The organism is Streptomyces sp. MCA2, assembly GCF_023544705.1.
Classification (GTDB): domain Bacteria; phylum Actinomycetota; class Actinomycetes; order Streptomycetales; family Streptomycetaceae; genus Streptomyces; species Streptomyces decoyicus.
This window is the reverse complement of record NZ_JAMJFM010000043.1, coordinates 40,430-60,532: the sequence shown is the minus strand read 5'-3', so window position 1 is coordinate 60,532 and position 20,103 is coordinate 40,430. Positions and strand designations below refer to the sequence as shown.

The 20,103-nt window shown below is 73.4% G+C and carries 17 protein-coding genes; 11 read left to right on the top strand and 6 right to left on the bottom strand.

Translation table 11 applies throughout. From position 1 onward, the window contains the following. Nucleotides 1-46: 46 nt before the first annotated feature. The 4 genes from M8I34_RS41720 to M8I34_RS29590 form a co-directional block, all read right to left on the bottom strand. Nucleotides 47-1,270, bottom strand: a complete 1,224-nt coding sequence (locus M8I34_RS41720) for a cytochrome P450 (RefSeq protein WP_250054493.1) — start codon at nt 1,268-1,270, stop codon at nt 47-49. Nucleotides 1,271-1,298: 28 nt separating this feature from the next. Beyond that, entirely contained in the window at nt 1,299-2,420 is a 1,122-nt protein-coding gene (locus M8I34_RS29600) for an epoxide hydrolase family protein (RefSeq protein WP_250054484.1), read from the bottom strand. A 104-nt stretch (nt 2,421-2,524) separates the two neighbouring features. Then, a complete protein-coding gene (locus M8I34_RS29595) occupies nt 2,525-3,295 on the bottom strand; it encodes an SDR family NAD(P)-dependent oxidoreductase (RefSeq protein ID WP_250054482.1) in 771 nt (256 codons plus the stop codon). Between the two features lie 88 nt (nt 3,296-3,383). Further along, nucleotides 3,384-4,547 (bottom strand): winged helix DNA-binding domain-containing protein, encoded by a 1,164-nt coding sequence (locus M8I34_RS29590; protein ID WP_250054480.1) that lies wholly within the window; start codon nt 4,545-4,547, stop codon nt 3,384-3,386. 247 nt (nt 4,548-4,794) lie between these two features. Between M8I34_RS29590 and M8I34_RS29585 the strand changes: the two genes are divergently transcribed. From M8I34_RS29585 to M8I34_RS29535, 11 genes are all read left to right on the top strand, one after another. Continuing rightward, entirely contained in the window at nt 4,795-5,937 is a 1,143-nt protein-coding gene (locus tag M8I34_RS29585; RefSeq protein WP_250054478.1) for a CaiB/BaiF CoA-transferase family protein, read from the top strand. A 152-nt stretch (nt 5,938-6,089) separates the two neighbouring features. Continuing rightward, nucleotides 6,090-7,154 carry a glucose-1-phosphate thymidylyltransferase gene (locus M8I34_RS29580; protein WP_250054475.1) on the top strand — a complete coding sequence of 355 codons (1,065 nt, stop codon included), beginning with the start codon at nt 6,090-6,092 and terminating at the stop codon, nt 7,152-7,154. A 337-nt stretch (nt 7,155-7,491) separates the two neighbouring features. Beyond that, nucleotides 7,492-9,141, top strand: coding sequence for a citramalate synthase (gene cimA, locus M8I34_RS29575; RefSeq protein ID WP_250054473.1), 1,650 nt, complete (start codon nt 7,492-7,494; stop codon nt 9,139-9,141). Nucleotides 9,142-9,204: 63 nt separating this feature from the next. Then, the gene (locus tag M8I34_RS29570) at nt 9,205-10,239 is read left to right on the top strand and encodes a ketoacyl-ACP synthase III family protein (protein WP_244420117.1); all 1,035 of its coding nucleotides are present in this window, start codon (nt 9,205-9,207) and stop codon (nt 10,237-10,239) included. A gap of 115 nt (nt 10,240-10,354) precedes the next feature. Continuing rightward, nucleotides 10,355-11,335 carry an aromatase/cyclase gene (locus M8I34_RS29565; protein WP_250054471.1) on the top strand — a complete coding sequence of 327 codons (981 nt, stop codon included), beginning with the start codon at nt 10,355-10,357 and terminating at the stop codon, nt 11,333-11,335. After that, the gene (locus M8I34_RS29560; protein ID WP_250054469.1) at nt 11,322-11,951 is read left to right on the top strand and encodes an antibiotic biosynthesis monooxygenase; all 630 of its coding nucleotides are present in this window, start codon (nt 11,322-11,324) and stop codon (nt 11,949-11,951) included. The genes M8I34_RS29565 and M8I34_RS29560 overlap by 14 nt, the downstream gene beginning before the upstream one ends. A 140-nt stretch (nt 11,952-12,091) precedes the next feature. Continuing rightward, nucleotides 12,092-12,292 (top strand): acyl-CoA carboxylase subunit epsilon, encoded by a 201-nt coding sequence (locus M8I34_RS29555; RefSeq protein ID WP_250054466.1) that lies wholly within the window; start codon nt 12,092-12,094, stop codon nt 12,290-12,292. Nucleotides 12,293-12,421: 129 nt separating this feature from the next. Next, a complete protein-coding gene (locus tag M8I34_RS29550; RefSeq protein WP_250054464.1) occupies nt 12,422-14,164 on the top strand; it encodes a fatty acyl-AMP ligase in 1,743 nt (580 codons plus the stop codon). Further along, nucleotides 14,161-15,870 (top strand): acyl-CoA dehydrogenase family protein, encoded by a 1,710-nt coding sequence (locus M8I34_RS29545; protein WP_250054462.1) that lies wholly within the window; start codon nt 14,161-14,163, stop codon nt 15,868-15,870. Before M8I34_RS29550 ends, M8I34_RS29545 begins: the two co-directional genes overlap by 4 nt. 58 nt (nt 15,871-15,928) lie before the next feature. Beyond that, on the top strand, nt 15,929-17,179 hold the full coding sequence (locus M8I34_RS29540) for an acyltransferase domain-containing protein (RefSeq protein ID WP_250054460.1): 1,251 nt from the start codon (nt 15,929-15,931) through the stop codon (nt 17,177-17,179). Between the two features lies 1 nt (nt 17,180). After that, nucleotides 17,181-18,017, top strand: coding sequence for a 4'-phosphopantetheinyl transferase superfamily protein (locus tag M8I34_RS29535; RefSeq protein WP_250054451.1), 837 nt, complete (start codon nt 17,181-17,183; stop codon nt 18,015-18,017). 40 nt (nt 18,018-18,057) lie between these two features. Here the strand turns inward: M8I34_RS29535 and M8I34_RS29530 are convergent, their stop codons facing one another. Together M8I34_RS29530 and M8I34_RS29525 are read right to left on the bottom strand one after the other, a co-directional pair. Continuing rightward, nucleotides 18,058-18,672 (bottom strand): DNA-binding response regulator, encoded by a 615-nt coding sequence (locus M8I34_RS29530; RefSeq protein ID WP_030082846.1) that lies wholly within the window; start codon nt 18,670-18,672, stop codon nt 18,058-18,060. 53 nt (nt 18,673-18,725) lie between these two features. Then, entirely contained in the window at nt 18,726-19,961 is a 1,236-nt protein-coding gene (locus M8I34_RS29525; RefSeq protein WP_250054449.1) for a sensor histidine kinase, read from the bottom strand. Nucleotides 19,962-20,103: the final 142 nt, after the last annotated feature.

Genomic DNA, 20,103 nt, shown 5'->3' with positions numbered 1-20,103 from the left:
AAGTGGTCCCAACGGGCGCCGGTGGCACGCCGGTTGAGCCCGGGAGTCACCAGGTGACCGGCAGCTCCCACAGCCCGTAGATGACCGCGCCTTCCTTGCGCGGGATCTCCAGGAACGGCTTGGCCAGCCGGAGGTCCGGAATGCGCCGGAAGAGCTTGCTCCACACGATCTCCAGCTCCAGCCGCGCCAGGTCCGCGCCGATGCAGTGGTGCACGCCGTGACCGAAGCCGAGGTGCTTGCGGCTGCCGCGGGTGATGTCGAGCTTCTCCGGCTCGGGGAAGGTCTCCGGGTCCCGGTTGGCGGCCAGCCCCAGGCACAGGATGCCGTCGCCCTTGCGGATGACCTGCCCGCCGATCTCCAGGTCCTCCAGCGCGACGCGCGGTACCGCGGTGTCCCCGATGGTGGCGAACCGCACCAGCTCCTCGACGGCCGGCTTGACCAGCGCCGGGTCGTCCAGCAGCAGTTGCAGCTGGTCGGGGTTCTCCAGGAGGCAGGCGGTGCCCAGCGAGATCTGGCTGGCGGTGGTCTCGTGCCCGCCGTTCATCAGCAGCCGCACCATGTTGAACAGGTCCCGGTCGGTGTACTCCTCGCCGGACGCCGCGTAGTCGGCCATCGCCCGGCTCAGCAGATCGTCGCCCGGTTCGCGCTTCTTGAGCTGGATCAGCTCGTCGACATAGGCGTTGACCTCGACGATGGCGGCCTGCCGCTCCTCCGTGGAGCTGTGGCCGCCGAGCAGGGCGGTGCCGTGCTTGATGAAAAAGTCATGCTTGTCCTGCGGGATGCCGAGGAGTTCACAGATGACGGTCATCGGCACCGCCAGCGAGAACACCCGGTGCATATCGACCGGCGGCTGCATGCCCAGCATCAGGTCGAGGTGCTCGTCGACGATCTGCTCGATACGCGGGCGCAGCCGCTGCACCTGCCGGTTGGTGAACGTCAGCGCGGCCTTGCGCCGGGTCGCGGTGTGCTCCGCGCCGTCGTACCCGATGAAGGAGGTCTCGGTGCGGTACTCCGGCGGCGCCACGAAGTAGAAGGGGAAGTTGGCGTGTTTGCGCGAGGCGCTGACCCGCGGATCGGTGAGCAGCTTGCGGATGGTGTGATAGCCGGTCACCGTCCATATCCGCAGCCCCGAGCCGGTCAGCGTCACCTCCGAGACATCCTGCTCGGTCATCGCCGCGTACTCGGCCGGCGGGCTGAAGGGGCACCTGCGCTGATAGGGGAACGTCTTGGCGTCGGTGGCCGCGCCGGGTCCGGTGGCAGAGGTCGTCACGATGAGTCCTTTCCAGAAGAGGCGGGGGTCAGCGCAGGGTGCGGAAGAACGCGCGCAGGTCGCGGACGAGGTTCTCGGGCTGTTCCAGAGCCGGGAAGTGACCACCGTGCTCGTGGTCCTGCCAGTCCCGCAGATCGGTGAAGCGGCCCTCGATCCAGGGCCGCGGCATCCGGCCGTCCTTCGGGTAGTTGGCGACGGCGGTGGGGACGTGGACGGGCGCCAGCGCGAGCTTGTTCTGGCTCTCCCAGTAGATCCGGGCCGACGACGCGGCCGACGCCGTGAACCAGGCCACCGACACGGCGTCCAGCAGCCGGTCGCGGGAGATGATCTTCTCCAGGTCCCCGTCGTGATCGCTCCACGCCCAGTACTTCTCGGCCATCCAGGCCAGCTGGCCGGCGGGGGAGTCGGTCAGCCCGTAGCCGAGCGTCTGCGGCCGGGTGGTCTGGAGGACCGAGTAGCCGCCCTCCTCCTGCTGGAACCGCTTCATGGCGGCCAGCCCGGCCAGGTCCCGCTCGGACAGCTCGGCCTGTTCCTGCGGCGGCCGGGCGAACGGCATCGTCAGATGCAGCCCCAGCAGGCTGCCGCGGTCGGTCTCGCCGAGCACCGCCGAGATGAAGGAACCCCAGTCCACCCCGTGCGCCGCATAGCGGGTGTACCCCAGCCGCGCCATCAGCTCCTGCCACGCCGCCGCGATCCGCTCGGCGCCCCAGCCGGCCTCGGACGGCTTGTCGCTGAAGCCGTACCCCGGCAGCGACGGGCACACCACGTGGAACGCGTCGGCCGGGTCCGCGGGATCGGTCAACGGGCCGATGATGTCGAGGAATTCCACCACCGAGCCGGGCCAGCCATGGGTGATCAGCAGCGGTACGGCACCGGGGTGCGGGGAGCGCACGTGCAGGAAGTGCAGGCCCAGCCCGTCGATCTCCGTACGGAACTGCGGCAGCGCGTTCAGCCGGGCCTCGGTGGCCCGCCAGTCGTAGCGCTCCGCCCAGTGGGCGCACAGGTCCTTCATGACCGCGAGCGGGACGCCCTGGGACCGGTCGGCGACGGTCTCCGCCTCCGGCCAGCGGGTCCGGGCGAGCCGCCGGCGGAGGTCGTCGATCTCCGGCTGCGGAATGTCGATGCGGTACGGGGTGATGGCCGGGCTCATAGGAACGTCCCCTCCAGCGCTGCGGCTTGCCTCGGACGCACCGAGGCTAGGAGTGCGGCCTGAACGCCGGGTCGAGCCCGGCTGGACCAGGGCGTCGCGGCGGGTCACCCGTCCTGCGGCCCGCCCACGTCCATCCCGCCGTCGATGGTGATGACCTGGCCGGTGACCAGGGCGGACGACGGGTGGGCCAGCTGCACGATCCAGGGGGTGATGTCGTCGGTCTCGGCGACCCGGCCCAGCGGGATGCCGTGGGCGACCCCCGCGAAGAGGCCCTCGACCTCCTGCGGCGCCAGGCCGTTGGCGGCGTAGGCGTCGGTACGGACGAAGCCCGGGGCGACCGCGTTGACCCGGATGCCCTGTGCGGACAGTTCGGCCGCCCAGCTGCGCGTCAGGCTGTGCACGGCCGCCTTGCTGGCCGAGTACAGCGAGCTGCCGGGGCCCGGGTTGTGGCCGCCGCGGCTGGAGACCAGCACCAGGCTGCCGCCCGGCGAACGCAGCAGCGGCAGCAGATGCTTGGTGAGCAGGACCGGGCCGAGCACGTTGGTGTCGAGGACCTCCCGGGCGGCGGTCACGTCCAGGGCCGCCAGCGGGCTGAAGCGGAAGATGCCGGCGTTGTGCACCAGCACATCCACCGTCCCGCCGCGCTCGCGCACGGCCTCGGCGACCGCCTCGGCGCCCGACTCGGTGGTGACATCGGCGGTCACCGGGACGACCGCGGAGTGTGCGGCGGCGGTCTCGGCCAGCCGTTCCTTGCGGCGGCCGGTGACGAGCACGGCGGCGCCCTGCTCGGCGAAGGCGAGCGCGGTGGCGCGGCCGATGCCGGTGCCGCCTCCGGTGACGACGACGGTCCGGCCGGCGAACGGTGCGTGGGGCATGGCGGGTTCCTCTCGGGAAGGCCGGGCGGCTCGTCCGCCCGGGGCAGGGGGTCGTACCAGGCGCACCGGCCATGACGGGAGGGTGCGGTCACCCTCCGGGCGGTGCGAAGCGGATGTCGTGCGCGCGGGCGTCGGCCGCGGCGAACGCCAGCAGGCGGGCGCCCTCCTCCGACAGCGCGGCACGGTCCGGCGCGCCGAGCGGAGCGAACGGCTCGACGCGCAGCACCGCCCCGTCGCGGTCGCGGTCGATGGCCCACATGCCGCGGACGAAGCCGTCGACGAGGAAGGTGGCACGGACGATGCCGTTGCGGGTGAAGATCCGCCGGCGGTCCTCGTCGGTGATGATGCGGCCCCGGTCGGCGTGCGACAGCAGGATGTTGTCGAACTCCGGCAGGAACCGCACGGGGGCCGGGAGGTCCGGGTCGGGCAGCGGCGCTCCGGGCACGTCGAACAGCTCGTGGCCGGCGCCGTCCCGGAAGGTGCGCAGCCGGTCCCGCAGACCGTCGAGCACGGGCCGCAGCCGGGTCAGCCCCGACCAGAGCTGCACGTCCTTGACGGTGGCCGGGCCGTATGCCGCCAGATAACGCAGCACCACCTCCTGGAGGGAGGGCCCGTCCGTCAGCGGCTCGCCGAGCCAGGACTCGGCGGTGGCGTACCGCGTCCGGCCGCCCACTCCCCAGATCCCGCGCGGCGGCACCTGCACCAGCGGCAGCAGCGTGCGCGCCGCGTAGGCCAGATGCCGCGCCGCCACCTCGGGCCAGCGCTGCTGCAACGCCTCGCCCAGCTCCGCGGTCGTCAGCGGCGCCTCGGCCAGCGCGGCGCGTGCGGCGGCGGCCAGTTCGGCCGGATCCACCACCCCGTCCACCGCCTTGCCGGACCCGCTGCCCACCCACAGATCGCGGTCCAGGGCCGGCTGGGTCAGCGGGCGGAGCGTGCGGCAGTCCTGCGCCGTGACGAGATGCACGGTGCTGCGCATCACTGCGATACGGGTCAGGGAACGGTCCTCCAGGGCACCCGCCAGATCCCCGATCGCAAACCCGTCCAGACGGGTCCACAGGCCGATGTAGGGCGGGTTGGGTGCCTGGGCCTGGAGTCCGATGAGCCGGGTCACCGCGTCGAGAACGCCCAGTTGATGGCGCCGCAGCAGCAACTGGCGCGCCAGCAGGGCACGGTTGAGGGCGCGGGTGCTGAGGACGGGAGTGCCGTCCTCGCCGTTGTGCGGGCGGCTGCTCGCCGGCATCCGGGTGGCCATCGGATTCCTTCGGTCGTGGTGCAGGAGGGGCAGGCCCACTATGGACCGGGGAACTCGCCTCCGGCTCGAACCGCGCGCGGGCGGGTGTCGGCGCGGCGCGAGAGCCCCTCAAGGCCCGGTGCAGCGCCCGCTGTCACCCTCCGCGGATGCCGCCTTCCTCCTCCGCAGGACGCCCGCCCGCCGGTACGCCGCCCCGCCCCGCTGCCGTCCCACCCGCCGCGCCCGTCTCGCACCACCGGGAGCCACGGTGAGCGGCGGCCCGCTGCACGGGCTGCGGGTGCTCGAACTCGCCGCGATCGGCCCCGCCCCGTACGCCTGCATGATGCTCGCCGACCTCGGCGCCGAGGTGATCCGCGTCGACCGGCCCGGCCAGGACCGTGCCTTCGCCGCATGGCACCGCATCCTCGACCGCGGCCGCCGCCCGGTCGCCCTGGACCTCAAGGACCCGGCCGACACCGGTCTGTTGCTGCGGCTGGTGGACGGCGCGGACGTGCTGGTCGAGGGCTTCCGGCCCGGGGTGGCCGAGCGGCTCGGCGTCGGACCCGAGGTGTGCCGCGCCCGCAACCCCGCGCTGGTGTACGGCCGGATGACCGGGTGGGGCCAGGACGGGCCGCTGGCGCAGGCCCCCGGGCACGACATCAACTACATCGGCCTCACCGGCGTGCTGCACGCCATCGGGCCGGCCGGCGGCCCTCCGGTCCCGCCGGTCAACCTGCTCGGTGACTTCGGCGGCGGCGGGATGCTGCTGGTCGCGGGCCTCCTCGCTGCGCTCTTCGAACGGTCGCGCTCCGGGCTCGGCCAGGTGGTGGACGCGGCCATCGTGGACGGCACCGCCTCGCTGACGGGCATGCTGCTGGCCATGGCGCAGGCGGGCCAGTGGCGCGCGGACCGGGGCGGCAACCTCCTCGACGGCGGGGCGCCCTTCTACGCCGTCTACACCTGCGCCGACGGCGGGCATGTCGCGGTCGGCGCGCTGGAGGAGCGCTTCTACACGGCGCTGCTGGCCGGTCTCGGACTGACCGCCGACCGGCTGCCGGACCGGGACGACCCCGCCAACTGGGCTGCTCTGCGGCGGGAGTTCGCGGACCGGTTCGCGACCCGTACCCGCGCGGAGTGGACCGCGGCCTTCGACGGCACCCAGGCGTGTGTGACCCCCGTGCTCAGTCTGCGGGAGGCCGCCGGGCACCCGCACCACCGGGCCCGCGGCACCTTCCTGCGCACCGGCGAGGGCGTCGAGCCCGCCCCCGCGCCCCGGTTCGGGCGCACCCCCGCAGGGCCGGACCCGGCTTCGGCGCCCGACGGGCCCGGCCCACGGCTGCTCGCCGACTGGGGGCTGACGGAAGCGGAGAGCGCCCGGCTGCGCACCGCTGAGCCGTCTCCGGTCCGCTGAGCCCCCGTCCGCCCGGTCCGTCGGACAACGGGCCGGAAAACCAGCGGGGGTTGAGCGCGCCGCGACCCGGCCGCCGCATTCTGCGCCGGCAGGTCCCAGGCCGCCCGCCGCCGTGCAGCGGCGGCCGGCGACGCGGTGAGGAAGGACTTCCCATGAAGGCACTCGTGTTGGCCGGCGGGCTGGGCAGCCGGCTGCGCCCGTTCAGCCATTCCATGCCCAAGCAGCTGATCCCGGTTGCCAACCGCCCGGTGCTCGTCCATGTGATGGAAGACCTGCGCGCCCTCGGGGTCACCCAGGTCGGACTGATCGTCGGGGACCGCGGCAACGAGATCGCGGCCGCGCTCGGCGACGGCACCGGCCTCGGCGTCGAGCTCACCTACATCCGGCAGCACGCACCGCTCGGCCTCGCGCACTGCATCACCATTGCTCAGGACTTCCTCGGCGACGACGACTTCGTGATGTACCTGGGCGACAACATGCTCACCGACGGGGTGGCCGACATCGCCCGGCAGTTCCGGGAGGACCGGCCCGCCGCCCAGGTGGTGGTGCACAAGGTGCCGGACCCCAGGGCGTTCGGGGTCGCCGAGATCGACGAGAACGGCCGGGTGGTGCGGCTCGCGGAGAAGCCCGCCGAGCCGCGCAGCGATCTCGCGATGACCGGCGTCTACTTCTTCACCCCGGCCGTGCACGAAGCGGTCGCCGCGATCGAGCCCAGCGCCCGTGGCGAACTGGAGATCACCGACGCGCTCCAGTGGATGGTGTCCCACGGCGCGGAGGTGCGGGCTCGGATCTACTCCGGCTTCTGGAAGGACACCGGCAAGGTCGAGGACGTCCTGGACTGCAACCGCGAACTCCTCGACCGGCTCGCGCCGTCCGTGCTCGGCGACGTCGACGGGGCGAGCGAGGTGACAGGACCGGTCGTGATCGAGGAGGGCGCCCGGGTCATCCGCTCCCGCATCACCGGCCCGGTCATCGTCGGTGCCGGCACCGTGGTGGAGGACAGCCACATCGGCCCGCACACCTCCGTCGGCCGGGACTGTGTGCTGACCGCGGCGGAGGTGGAGTACTCCATCATGCTGGACGGGGCGACGGTACGGCGCGTCGGCGGCGTCCGCGGCTCGGTCATCGGCCGGGACGCGACGGTCTCGTCGGCCGTCCGCACCCGCTGCTCCCGCCTCGTCGTCGGCGACCACTCCAGCGTCGAGGTCGCCGCCTGAGCGCGAGGCGGCGAGCAGGCACCGCAGCGTTCCCGGCGGGCTCCGGTCCACCGCCGGCCGGCCCGGCGCCGGCCGGCGGTCCGTCGTCCTGCCCGCCTTCTGCCGACGGCCGGTCCCGTCGTCCTGGCCACCTTCTGCCGGCGGCCGGTCGCGCCGTCCTGCGCCCCTCGCCCCGCCCGTGCTGTCGCCCCCCCGGGCCCGGCGCCCCACGGCGGCCTCCCACGGCGGCCTCCCGCGGCGGCTTGAGCGGCCCTCCATCCCCGCTCCACCCCACAGCCCGACCGTGACCGCTCCGAGCCGCCGACCGAGGGCGGCGTGAGTCAGGGACGGAGGGACCATGGCCGAGCAGCGTTTCCAGCTCTACGACACCACCCTGCGCGACGGAACGCAGCAGGAGGGCATGGTGCTCACGGTCGAGGACAAACTCGCCGTCGCGCGCCATCTGGACGCCTTCGGCGTCGGGTTCATCGAGGGGGGATGGCCGGGAGCGGTCCCCAAGGACACCGAGTTCTTCCGCCGCGCGGAACAGGAACTGGACCTGCGCACCGCGCAGTTGGCCGCGTTCGGCGCCACCCGCAGGCCCGGCGCGATGGTGTCCAACGACCCGCAGGTGCGTGCGCTGGTCTCCGCCGGCACACCGGTGGTGACCATCGTCGCCAAGAGCCACCCGCGCCATGTCGAACTGGCCCTGCGCACCACCCTCGCCGAGAACCTCGCCATGATCGGCAGCACCGTGCGCTTCCTCGTGCACGCCGGACGGCGGGTCTTCGTCGACGCCGAGCACTACTTCGACGGCTACCGCCTTAACCGCGAATACGCCCTGGAGGTGGTGCGGATCGCCGCCGACGCGGGCGCGGAGGCGGTGGTGCTGTGCGACACCAACGGCGGGGGACTGCCGGACCGGATCGGCGCGGTGGTCGACGACACCCGTACCGCGACCGGCGTCCGCCTCGGCATCCACTGCCACAACGACTCCGGCTGCGCGGTCGCCAACACCCTCGCCGCCGTCGACGCCGGCGCCGACCATGTCCAGGGCACCGCCCACGGGTACGGCGAACGCTGCGGCAACGCCGACCTCTTCACCGTCACGGCCAATCTGCTGCTCCAGCGCGGCCTGGACGTGGTCTCCCTCGAACAGCTGCGGGAGATGAGCCTGTCCGCCCGGTCCGTCGCCGAACTGACCGGCATTCCGGTGCGCGCCGCCGCCCCGTACGTCGGTGCCGGCGCCTTCACCCACAAGGCAGGCCTGCACGCCTCCGCACTGCGCGTCGACCCCGGCCTCTACCAGCACATCGATCCGGCGTTGGTCGGCAACGCGATGCACACCCTCGTCTCCGACATGGGAGGCCGCTCCTCCGTGGAGCTCAAGGCCCGCGAACTGGGCTACGACGTCGAGGCCGGCTCCGAGCCGGTCGCCCGCGCCGCCGCCCGCATCAAGGACCTGGAGAGCCGCGGCTACAGCTTCGAGTCCGCGGACGCCTCGTTCGAACTGCTGCTGCGCGAGGAGCTCCAGGGGGCCGTCGCCGGATCGCTGGAGTGCCCCTTCGACGTCGAGACCTGGCGGGTCGGCGTGGACCGGCAGCCGGGTGGCGGCACCCGCACCCAGGCCTCCGTACGGCTGCGGGTCGACGGGGTGCCGCTGAGCGCCGCCGGCGAGGGCAACGGACCGGTCAACGCCCTGGACCGCGCGCTGCACACCGCACTCGACCCGTTCTTCCCCGAGCTCACCGCGCTGGAGGTCGTCGATTACCAGGTGCGGGTGCTGCCCGGCAGCGCCGGAGCGGGCGGCGGCAGCGGCGCGGCCGCCCGGGTGCTGATCACCTTCAGCGACGGGCAGCGCCGCTGGGGCACCGTCGGCGTGGACGAGAACACCGTCGCCGCGTCCTGGCGGGCCCTGCTCGACGCGGTCCGCTATGCGCTGCTGTCCGGTGCCCGCACCGGCGGGGACCGCTGCCGGGCGCTGCCGACCGCCGCCGTTGCCGACTGAACCCGCCGGCGCGCCGCCGGGCACCCGGCCGCGCCGGCCGCGAACCACACTCCAGGAGTGGCTGTGCGAGTGGACGACATCTTCATCCGGGGGACCGCGACCAGGCTGCCCTCCTCGTTATCGATCGCCGACGCCGTCGCCGACGGCAGCTGCCCGCCCCAGGTGGCGCGGGCGACCGGCATGCTGTCGGTGGCCCACTCGCCGGACGAGTCGGCCGCCGAGATGGGCGCGGCGGCCGCCCGCGCGGCGCTCGCCAGGGCCGCGTCCGCCCCGGGCGACATCGCGCTGATCCTGCACGCCGACACCTACCACCAGGGCCAGGACCTGTGGCCGGTCGCCTCCTACATCCAGCGGGAGGCGGTCGGCAACACCTGCCCGGCCATCGAGATCCGCCAGATGTCCAACGGCGGGATGGCCGCCCTCGACCTCGCCACCGCCTACCTCACCGCCGCCTCCGGCCGCCGGGACGCCCTGCTCAGCGCCGCCGACCGGTTCTGCGCCCCCGGCATCGACCGCTGGCGCACCGACCCGGGAACCCCCTACGCCGACGGCGCCAGCGCCCTGGTGCTCTCCCGGCAGGGCGGCTTCGCCCGGCTGCGGTCGCTGGCGCTGCTCGCCGACCCCGAACTGGAGCCGATGCACCGCGGCGACGAACCCTTCGGCCCGGCCCCCTTCAGCCACCGCACCCCGGTCGATTTCGAGGAGGCCAAGCGCGCCTTCGTCGGCCGGGTCGGCATGTCCTTCGCCATCAGCCGCGCCAACACCGGCCAGCGCACCGTCGTCAAACAGGCCCTGGCGGACGCGGACCTGGAGCTGGCCGAGGCGGAGTGGGTGGTGCTGCCGCACTTCGGCCGCCGCCGGCTGGAGGCCATCTACTACCGGCCGTACGGCATCGACCCCGCCCGCACCACCTGGGAGTGGAGCCGCACCGTCGGCCATCTCGGTGCCGGTGACCAGTTCGCCGGCCTGGACCACCTCGTGACGTCGGGGCGGGCCGTGCCGGGCGACCGGGTCGTGCTCATCGGCGTCGGCGCGGGCTACAGCTGGGGCGCCGCTGTGGTGGAGATCTGCGACCGCCCCGCCTGGGCGCGGGGCTGAGGCCCGCCCGCCGCCGGTCCGGCCCCCGTCCGACCCGTACTCCAGCTCCGCTCAAGCACTCCCTGCCAGTCTGATGCCGCCGCCTGCGCGGCGCGTAACGAAGGGAAGGTCCGCCGTGGCGCCGACCGTTACCACCACCGGCACAACCCATGTCACCGAGCACACCGTCCCGGTCGCCGCCCCGCCCGGCACCGTCTACGCCCTGGTCGCCGATGTCACCGCCTGGCCGCAGGTCTTCGGGCCGACCGTGCATGTCGAGGTGCTGGAGGAGGCCCGGGGCGAACAGCTGCTGCACATCTGGGCGTTCGCCAACGGCGAGGTGCGCAACTGGACGTCGCGCCGCACCCTCGATCCCGCCACGTTCACCATCACTTTCCGCCAGGTCGTCTCCGCCGCGCCGGTGGCGTCGATGGGCGGCACCTGGCGGATACAGCCCGATGACGACGGCGGCTGCCGGGTGGTGCTGCTGCATGACTACCGGGCCGTCGGCGACGATCCGGCCGCCGTCGCCCTCATCGAGCAGGCGGTCGACCGCAACAGCCGCGCCGAACTGGAGGCGCTGAAGAACGCCGCCGAACTCGCCGGCCGGCGCCACGAGACCACCTTCACCTTCAGCGACTCGGTGGAGATCGACGGTGCCGCCGCCGATGTCTACGCCTTCCTCGACCGCGCCGACCGGTGGCCCGAGCGGCTGCCGCACGTGGCACGGCTGGAGCTGACCGAGGACGAACCGGGCCTCCAGCACCTGGACATGGACACCCGCAGTCCGGACGGCTCCACCCACAACACCACCTCCGTGCGGGTCTGCTTCGCCGACCGCGCGGAGATCGTCTACAAGCAGCTACGGGTGCCCGTCGCGATGGCCGGTCACACCGGCCGCTGGGAAATCGCGCCACGCGCGCCGCACGGCACGGGTGTCGTCGCCACCTCCTGGCACACTGTCACCCTCGATCCCGAGGGGGTGCGCCAGACGCTCGGGGCCGAGGCGACGCTCGAAGAGGCCCGCACCCTGGTGCGCAGGGCACTGGGGACCAACAGCTCGACCACGTTGCGCCACGCCAAGCAGTTCGCGGAGGAAGCACATGCCCGGACGTGACCTCAACGGGCCCGTCACCGTCATCAACCGGTTCCGCGTCAAGGGCGACACCGGTAAGTTCGAGCGGGAGTTCCACGAGCACTCCCAATTCCTGCGCAGACAACAGGGATTCGACTTCCTGGTGACCGTGCGGCTCATCGAACAGCCCCATGTGTACGTCCACTTGGGACACTGGCGCAGCCTGCGCAACTTCCTGGACGTCGTCCACGACGACACCTTCCTGGACCGGGTGCGCCGTCTCGGCGCGCTCGTGGAGACCGAGGCCGACCAGGCCGTCAGCGTGGGCCGGCTGCTGCACGACGACGCCGCCGTCGGTGACGCCGATGTCGTGCTCACCCATGCCCGGGTCCGCGGCTCGGGCGCGGAGTTCGAGCACCGCTTCGGCGCACTGACGGACCGCTGGTCCCGGCTCGGCGGCTTCGGCGGCAGCGACCTGCTGCGCTCCACCCTCAGCCCCATGACCTACCTCGGGCTGTCGTGGTGGCGCAACGGCGACGCCTGCGTGTCCGCGCTGCACGACCCGCAGGCCGAGGAGCGGCTGCGGGAGGTCTCCGAGATCGCCGACGTCACCACCGAACGGACCGTGCACATGGCCTACCAGCGCGTCATCCGCTGACGCCGGCGCACACCCGCACCACCGGAGCCGAGGACCCACCGGTCCTCGGCTCCGGCCGTTTCCGCCCGCGCCCGGACCGTATAGCGATCTTTGCGGCCGGACACGAGTTCCCTTCGAGTGCCCCGGCGCATCCTGCGGGCATGGCCAACGACATACGGTTCACCGTGGTCCGGGGGAGACCGGACGAGGCCGAACTGGCCGCCGTCACGGCCGTGTTGCTCGCCGTGCTGCGGGCCGGTGAAGAGGCCGGCCCCGGAGCCGGCGAGCCGCTGCCGCCCCGCGCCGGATGGGGCCGCGCACACGGCCCGCGCCGCTCACCCGTCGGCTGGTCCACGCCATGACCGCGCGGCCGCCGCGCGCCCCGCACCACCGGCAGCCGCACACCGCCGGACGGGCCGCGCCCGGCGACCGCAACGCACCGCCGCAGGGGCCGACCGGGCCCGTACACCACGACATGTGAGGGGGAGGCGTTGAACGGCAACCACAACTTCACCCAACTCGTCCGCTCCAGGGCCGCCCAGACGCCCGACCGGGAAGCGCTGATCGTGCTGCCCGAATACGAGGGGCGGGCACAGCCCGAAGTGGTGACCTACCGGGCGCTGGACGAGGGCGCCCGGCGGCTGGCCGGCTGGCTCCAGGACCGGGGGGCCGCCGGCGAGCGCGTGCTGATCGTGCACAGTGACCGCAGGCTGTTCGCCATCAGCTTCCTGGCCTGCCTCTACGCCGGCGCCCTCGCCGTCCCGGTGCCGCCGCCCGACGGCCGCGGCAACCTGGAAGCCCGCCTCGCCGGCATCGTCAAGGACGCCGCGCCCCTCCTCGCACTGGCCGACGGGGCCGGTGCACCGGACGTCTCACGGCTGCTCGCCCGGCACGGCCACGGCCATATCCCCTGCCTCGCCGCCGAGGTCGTCCCCGCCTCCCGGGCCTGGCAGGAACCGGACCTGCCCGGTGACACGGTCGCCTTCCTCCAGTACACCTCCGGCTCCACCCGCGAACCCCGCGGAGTGGTGGTCACCCACGACAACCTCCTCGCCAACCAGCGGGCGATCAGCCGGGTGCTGCGCACCCTGCCCGGCGCCCGCCTCGGCGGCTGGCTGCCCTTCCACCACGACATGGGCCTGATCGGCCAGTTGCTGCACCCGCTGTGGCTCGGCGGCAGCAGCGTGCTGCTCTCACCCGAGGCGTTCGTGCGGCGCCCGGTGCGCTGGCTGGAGGCGATCGGGCAGCACCACGTCACCGTCAGCGGCGCCCCGGACTTCGCCTACGACCTGTGCGTACGGCGCGTCACCGACGAGCAGCTCGCCACCCTCGACCTGTCCGGATGGGAGACCGCCGTCAGCGGCGGCGAGCCGGTCCGCCCGGCCACGCTGCGCGCCTTCGCCGAACGGTTCGCCCCGGCCGGCCTGCGCCCCGAGGTCCTCACCCCCTGCTACGGCCTCGCCGAGGCGACCCTGCTGGCGTCCGGCGCACCGGCCGGGACCGAGCGCCGCGAGCTGACCGCCGACGCCGCCGCCCTGGAGACCCATGAGCTGCGGGCCCCCGCCGAGGGTGCACCGCGGCGTCTGCTCACCGACTGCGGGGAGCCCGCCGACGGCGAACTGCTGATCGTCGACCCGGCCACCCGCAAGCCGCTCCCCGACGGACGGATCGGCGAGATCTGGCTGAGCGGCGACAGCGTCGCCCGCGGCTACTGGCGCCGCCCCGCCGAGACCGCCGCGGCCTTCAACGGCACCACCGCGGCCGGCCGCGGCGGCTATCTGCGCACCGGCGACCTCGGCACCCGCGAGGACGGCCGGCTCTATGTGACCGGCCGCCTCAAGGACATGATCGTGGTGGCCGGCCGCAACCTCTATCCGCAGGACCTGGAGACCACCGTCCAGCGCCTCAGCGCCCTCTTCGGCGCCTGCACCGCCTTCGTGGTCCCCGGCGAGCCCGAACGCGTCGTCGTCGTGCAGGAGTTGCGGGCCGGCAGCCGCTACGACATCGACCTCGCCGCCCTCACCTCCTCGATCGGTGCGGCCCTCGCCGAGGAGTACGACGTACGGGCCGGCGCGGTGCTGCTGGTACGGCCCGGCACGGTCCGCCGCACCACCAGCGGCAAGGTCGAACGCGCCGCGATGCGACGGCAGTTCCTCCAGGGCGAGCTACGGCCGCTGCACCAGCAGATCGAGCCCGAGGTCCAGCAGCTGCTGCCGGTCGGGAGCATGCGATGAGCGGCCCGGCGCAGGACCGCATCGACCGCCTGGAGTCCGCGTTCGGCCCGCTCGACGACCCCCACAACCCCTGCGGCCAGGACGCCCTGCTCGCCGCCGACGCCGCCGGCGAGACACTGGCCGCCGCCGAAGCGGTGCTGGACTCCTACGCCTTCGACGCCGAGTTCGTGCCCGAGCGCCACGGCGGCCGGCTGGCGCGGATGGACGTGCTGGGCCGGGTGCTGCGCCCGGTCTTCCGCCGCGACGCCTCCCTGGGCTTCGGCTACGGACTGAACTGCTTCTTCGCGGCCGTCCCGGTGTGGACCGGAGGCCAGGACGACCAGTGCGCGCTGGCCGCCCGGCTGCTGCTCGACGGCCGGCGGATCGCGGTCGCCCGGCACGAGGTCGCCCACGGCAACGCCTTCGTCCGCGAGGAGTTCGCGGCCGCGCCCGTCGACGAAGGGTTCCTGCTCAACGGCAGCAAATCCGTCATCGCCAACGCCGCGCGCTCCGCGGGCCTGGTGGTGTTCGCGCGCACCGGCGAGACCAGGGGCCGCACCCACTCCGTGCTGCTGCTCGACCGCGAACGGCTCCCCGCAGGACGGGTACGCAACCTGGACCGCCGCGCCACCAACGGCATGCGCAGCACCGACTTCAGCGGCCTGAGCATCACCGACTGCGTCGTCCCGCGCGACTCCCTGGTCGGCTCCCTCGGCGACGGCTATGAGCTGAGCCTGCGCTCCTCCCTCGTCATCCGCGGGCTGATCCCGTCGATCGTGCTGTCCGGCGCGGACACCGCGCTGCGCACCGTCGCCCGGTTCGCCACCCGGCGCCGCGCCGACGGCCGCTCCTCGCTCGACGTACGACATGTGCGGGACGTGCTGACCGGCGCGTTCCTCGACCTCCTGCTCAGCGACTGCCTGGCCGCCGTCGCCACCCGCGCCCTGCATCTGCTGCCCCGTCAGATGAGCGCCTACGCCGCCGCTGCCGCCTACCAGGCCCCCAAGCTGCTCGCCGAGTCCATGGACGAGATGTCGGCGGTGCTGGGCAAGGCGACCTTCGCCGAGGCCGGCGCGTACGCCATGTTCCAGAAGCAGCTGCGGGATCTTCCGGTCACCTCGCTCGGCCACGCCGGCAGCGCAGGACGCCAGGTCAGCCTGCTGCCACAGCTGCCGTACTTCGCCCGCAACGCCTGGTTCGCCGACCCCGAGGCACCGGCCGCGCTGTTCCGCATCCACGACGGGCTGCCGCCGCTGGACCTGTCGGAGCCCGCGCTGCTCGGCGACGGCGATCCGCTCGCCGCGACCCTGGTCGCCTGCACCGACGAATTGGAGGGCGACACGGCCGCGTCCCCCGGCGGCACCCTGCGGTTCCTCGCCCGTGCCTTCACCACCGAACTCGCCGATCTGCGCGAGGCGTTCACGGACATCGCCCCCGACGACCGCAAGGCGCTGGCCAGCCCGCACGCCTTCGGGCTGGCCGACCGCTACTCCCTCGTACTGACCGCGGCCGCCTGCCTGGGGGTGTGGCGGGAGCAGCGCGCCGGCTCCGACGCCTTCCTCGCCGACCCGTCCTGGGCGACCGCCGCGCTCTACCGCCTGGGCCGCCGCCTGGGCCTGCCGCTGCCCGACCGCCCGGCCGCGGAGGAGGACCGGGTGCTGGCCGAGGTGCTGGCCAGACTCCACGGCCGCCGCAGCTACGACCTGTACGGATCCGCGCTGGCCTGACCACCCGCGCGCCCCGTCGCCGTACCGACGTACCCGACCTGCCCCTGAGGAGCCCGCCATGCACAGCACGCCGCCGTCCACCCCGCCGAACGAACCGGACTACGAGGGCTGGCTCACCGCACGCCTGCGGCACTATCTGGGCAGGCCGGTCGCGGCCGATGTCGCCTTCGCGGAGTACGGACTGGACTCGGTGGCCGCGCTGAGCCTCTACGGCGACATCGAGGAGGAGTTCGGCCCGCTGATCGACCCGACCGACATCTGGGACTACCCCACCGTGCGGGAGCTCACCCGCTACCTCCAGCTCCGCGACATCCGGCCCTGCGGCGGCCGGCGGATCCGCGCCGCCTTCGTCTTCACCGGTCAGGGCTGCCAGCACCCGGGAATGACCGCCGGCCTCTACCTGCACTCCACCGGCTACCGCGGCTACCTCGACGAGGCCGCCGACGTCCTGCGGCCCTACACCGGCCTGTCCGTCGTCGACCTGATCCTCAGCGGCGACCGCCGGATCCACCGCACCGCCTTCACCCAGCCCGCGCTGTTCGCCGTGCAGTACGCCCTCGCCCGCACCCTGGAGGAGGCCGGGGTGCGGCCGGTCGCGGTGCTCGGCCACGGCATCGGCGAGTACGCCGCGGCCACCGCCGCCGGGGCGCTGCCGCTCGCCGACGCCGCCAAACTCGTCGCGCTGCGCGGGGCGTTCATGCAGTACCTCCCGGCGTCGAACGGCGGCATGATGGCCACCTGCGCCGCGCCCTACGAGGCCACCGAGGCGATCGCCGGAGAGCCCGGCGTCGTCATCGGCGCGATCAACGCCGCCCGGGCGACCGTGCTCTCCGGGGAACTGGCCGGCCTCGAACGGGTCCGGGCCCGGCTGGAGGAGCGGGGTATCCGCTGCACCCTGCTGGAGGTGTCGCACTCCTTCCAGTCGCCGCTGATGGAACCGATGCTGCCGCGCTTCGAGGCGGTGGCCCGCCGGCTGCCCGGCGGCGCCCCGCGGCTGCCCTACTACTCCACGGTGCACGGCAGGCTCACCACCCAGCCGCTCTACGCGCCGTACTGGAGCCGGCAGATCACCGCCCCGGTACGGTTCGCCGACGCGGCACGGCAACTGCTCGACCAGGAAACCCCCAGCCATGTCGTGGAGATCGGCCCGAAGGTCGTGCTCACCCCGTTCGTACGGCGGATGGGCGGCTCGGCCGGACCCGTCTGCCTCGGGGTGTGCCGCGGCCCGGAGAGCAACGCCGTCGATCTGGCCGGCGTGCTCTCCGCGCTGGACGCCGGCCCGCTGTCCGACCCGCTGGTACGGGCCTGACATGGCACCGGCGTCCCCCGCTGCCGGGCCCCCGCTCCGCCGCCCCCGCGCCGTCGCCGGCCCGCAGGGACCGTGGCACACCGTCCATGACGACCTGGCCGCCACCGGCGTGGTCCTCGTCTACGGGCGGCTGGCGCAGTGGCTGCCGCACATCCAGGACGTGGCCCTGGTGCGCCCCGTGCTCGGCCGCGACTGGCACCGCTACCAGACGCTGACCCACCCGCGCGCCAAGGAACGGTTCCTGGCCTCGCGGCTGCTGCTGCGCTACGCCGCGGCGCTGGCCATCGAGACCGCGCCGGACCTGGTGGACCTGGCCTACCAGCCCGGCGGCCGGCCGTTCGTGCGCGGCTGCGACCAGATCGACATCAGCCTCAGCCACACCGAGGAGGTGATGGTGGTGGGCATCACCAGCCGCGGGCGGGTGGGCGTCGACGTGGAACTGGCGGCGCGCCGGATGGCCGGCACCGGCTCGGAGGCGCAGGGCTGCACCCCCTTCGAGCGGCAGCGGCTGGACGCCGCGGACGACCGGTTCCGCAACGACACGCTGGTGCGGCTGTGGACGCTGAAGGAGGCGTACAGCAAGGCGCTGGGGCAGGGCCTGCGCTTCCGCTTCACCGAGTTCGGCTTCGCGCTGGACGGCACCTGGGCCCGGCTGGTCGGGCCGGACGGCCGGGACGCGGGCGCCGACGACTGGGCCTTCGCCACCTTCGCCGTCGACGGCAAATACGTCGTCAGCGCCGCCGTGCAGGACGCGGGGTTCGGCGGCGGCACCGACCTGTCCGTCCAGACGGCGCTGGACGCCGGACTGCTGGACGCGCTGCTGGACACGGCCGGCTGACCCCGTGCCGGACGTGCGGCCGCCGCCGGCCGGCCGTCCCTTACGGGATCCAGCCGGCCTCCTCGGCGATCCGGACCGCGTCGATCCGGTTGCGGGCGTTGAGCTTGGTGACGATCGCGGTGAGGTAGTTGCGGACGGTGCCCTGCGAGAGGAACAGACAGCCCGCGATCTCCGCGGCGTCCGCGCCCCGGGCGGCCAGCCGCAGCACCTCCAGCTCGCGGGGCGAGAGCGGATTCTCGGGGGAGTCCCAGGCGGCCAGGGCCAGTTGCGGGTCGATGACGCGCCGCCCCGCCGCCACGCTCCGCACCGCCTGGGCGAGCTGGTCGGGCGGCGCGTCCTTGAGCAGGAAGCCCGTCACCTGGGAGGCCAGCGCGCGGCGCAGGGTCCCCGGCCGCCCGAGGCTGGTGAGGATCAGGGTGCGGCAGTCCGGGAGGCGCTGGTGCAGCTCCGCGGCGGCGGTCAGCCCGTCGATGCCCGGCAGGTCGATGTCGACGACGGCGACATCGGGCCGGCTGGCGAGGGCGGCTTCCACGATCTTGTCGCCGCGGTCCACGGAAGCGATCACCCGCAGATCCGGTTCCAGTTCCAGAAGGGCGATGAGCGCACCGCGGATCATGTGCACATCCTCGGCGAGCAGGATCTTGACGGCGAGCATGGCAGGTCTCCCCCGGCCGGCAGGTGCCCGGCGCGGAGCCGGGCAGGCATCGATCAGGCCGCGGGTCTCGCGGCCATCCGGTCTTGCGTGGTGCGCGCGGCGATCGGCCGCGTCGGCGCCTCGGCCACCATCCGGAAGCACCCGTCGCGCGTCCGTTCCGCCTCCAGCCGGCCGCCGACCGCACCGAGCCGGGCCTTGAGATTGCCGATCCCGCTGCCGCTGTGGGGGGAGAGCGCGGGCAGATCGTCGGGCACCCCGTCGTTGGTCAGGGTCAGCGTCACTCTCTCGTCCTCCGTGACGGCGCTGATGCGGCAGGTCTCGACCTTGCTGTGGCGGAGGATGTTGGTGACACCCTCGCGCAGTGCGGTGGCGAGCACGGTGTCTATGACCGGATGCAGATGTCCGCAGGCGATCTCGACATCCGCCTGTACGTCCGCCGAGGCCAGGATCGCCGCGGCGGAATCCGCCTCGGCGGCGAGCGACATGTCACGGTACCCACTGGCCACCGTGCGCACATCCGACAGTGCCTGACGCGAAATGTCCAGCAGGGAGGCGACCTCGTCGCGCGCCTGCTCCGGCCGGCCGGGCACCAGCCGGTAGATCAGCTCGCTCTTGAGCGTGATCGCGGAGAGGCTGTAGCCCAGCAGGTCGTGCAGGTCCCGTGAGAAGCGCAGCCGTTCCTGCGAGACGGCCAGCCGGGCGAGTTCGGCGCGGGAGCGGTGCACCTCCTGGACGAGATCGGTGAGCCGGGACAGTCCGTAGATCACCAGGCCCGTGAAGAGCGTCGACAGCACCAGATACGACGTCTCCAGCCAACTGAGCGACACCACCAGCTGGAAGGAGGCGGGCACGGCGACGGTCGCCGCGAACGGGATCCACGCCCGCGGAAAGGGCACCAGCAGGAGAATCGATCCCGCAAGCGGGCCGGTCATGCTGACCCAGGTGCGGTGGAAGATCAGGACGGGTGCGTAGGTGAACACCGCCTGGGTCAGCAGCATCAGCACCCGCGTCCGCGTCGTCCAGCGCTGCGCCCGTGACGAGGAGTGCAGGAATTGCAGGAAGAACACGGCCAGCACGATGGCCACCGAAGCGGCCAGCGTCGGCATATTGGCGCTGTACTCAAGGGAGTTGAGCGACACCACGATCGACAGGCATAAGAGCACCACGATGGTGATGGTCCGGGCGAGCCGCGGCGCGGGCAGATCACGGTCGGGCAGCCGGGCGGGCCACCGCGAACGCTGATGTGACGGCTCCGCGTCGGCATCGGACGGAACGCCGGTGACACCCATATATGCCCCCCCGTGCCTTGGCTGCGCGGCTCTCGGACGTGACAGCATAGTATGGCCAAACCCAGGCCTGGACCGCCCCGTGAAGCGGGTTTTAGGAGCTGGGCGGGGCCTCTGGCATATGGCTCGGGGGAGGGCGGACGTC

What these genes read in the sequence shown, in the direction of transcription:
- M8I34_RS29600 (WP_250054484.1), bottom strand. Translation starts at nt 2,420, where the DNA reads ATGAGCCCGGCCATCACCCCGTACCGCATCGACATTCCGCAGCCGGAG.
- M8I34_RS29595 (WP_250054482.1), bottom strand. Translation starts at nt 3,295, where the DNA reads ATGCCCCACGCACCGTTCGCCGGCCGGACCGTCGTCGTCACCGGAGGC.
- M8I34_RS29590 (WP_250054480.1), bottom strand. Translation starts at nt 4,547, where the DNA reads ATGGCCACCCGGATGCCGGCGAGCAGCCGCCCGCACAACGGCGAGGAC.
- M8I34_RS29580 (WP_250054475.1), top strand. Translation starts at nt 6,090, where the DNA reads ATGAAGGCACTCGTGTTGGCCGGCGGGCTGGGCAGCCGGCTGCGCCCG.
- cimA (WP_250054473.1), top strand. Translation starts at nt 7,492, where the DNA reads ATGGCCGAGCAGCGTTTCCAGCTCTACGACACCACCCTGCGCGACGGA.
- M8I34_RS29560 (WP_250054469.1), top strand. Translation starts at nt 11,322, where the DNA reads ATGCCCGGACGTGACCTCAACGGGCCCGTCACCGTCATCAACCGGTTC.
- M8I34_RS29555 (WP_250054466.1), top strand. Translation starts at nt 12,092, where the DNA reads ATGGCCAACGACATACGGTTCACCGTGGTCCGGGGGAGACCGGACGAG.
- M8I34_RS29545 (WP_250054462.1), top strand. Translation starts at nt 14,161, where the DNA reads ATGAGCGGCCCGGCGCAGGACCGCATCGACCGCCTGGAGTCCGCGTTC.
- M8I34_RS29540 (WP_250054460.1), top strand. Translation starts at nt 15,929, where the DNA reads ATGCACAGCACGCCGCCGTCCACCCCGCCGAACGAACCGGACTACGAG.
- M8I34_RS29535 (WP_250054451.1), top strand. Translation starts at nt 17,181, where the DNA reads ATGGCACCGGCGTCCCCCGCTGCCGGGCCCCCGCTCCGCCGCCCCCGC.
- M8I34_RS29530 (WP_030082846.1), bottom strand. Translation starts at nt 18,672, where the DNA reads ATGCTCGCCGTCAAGATCCTGCTCGCCGAGGATGTGCACATGATCCGC.
- M8I34_RS29525 (WP_250054449.1), bottom strand. Translation starts at nt 19,961, where the DNA reads ATGGGTGTCACCGGCGTTCCGTCCGATGCCGACGCGGAGCCGTCACAT.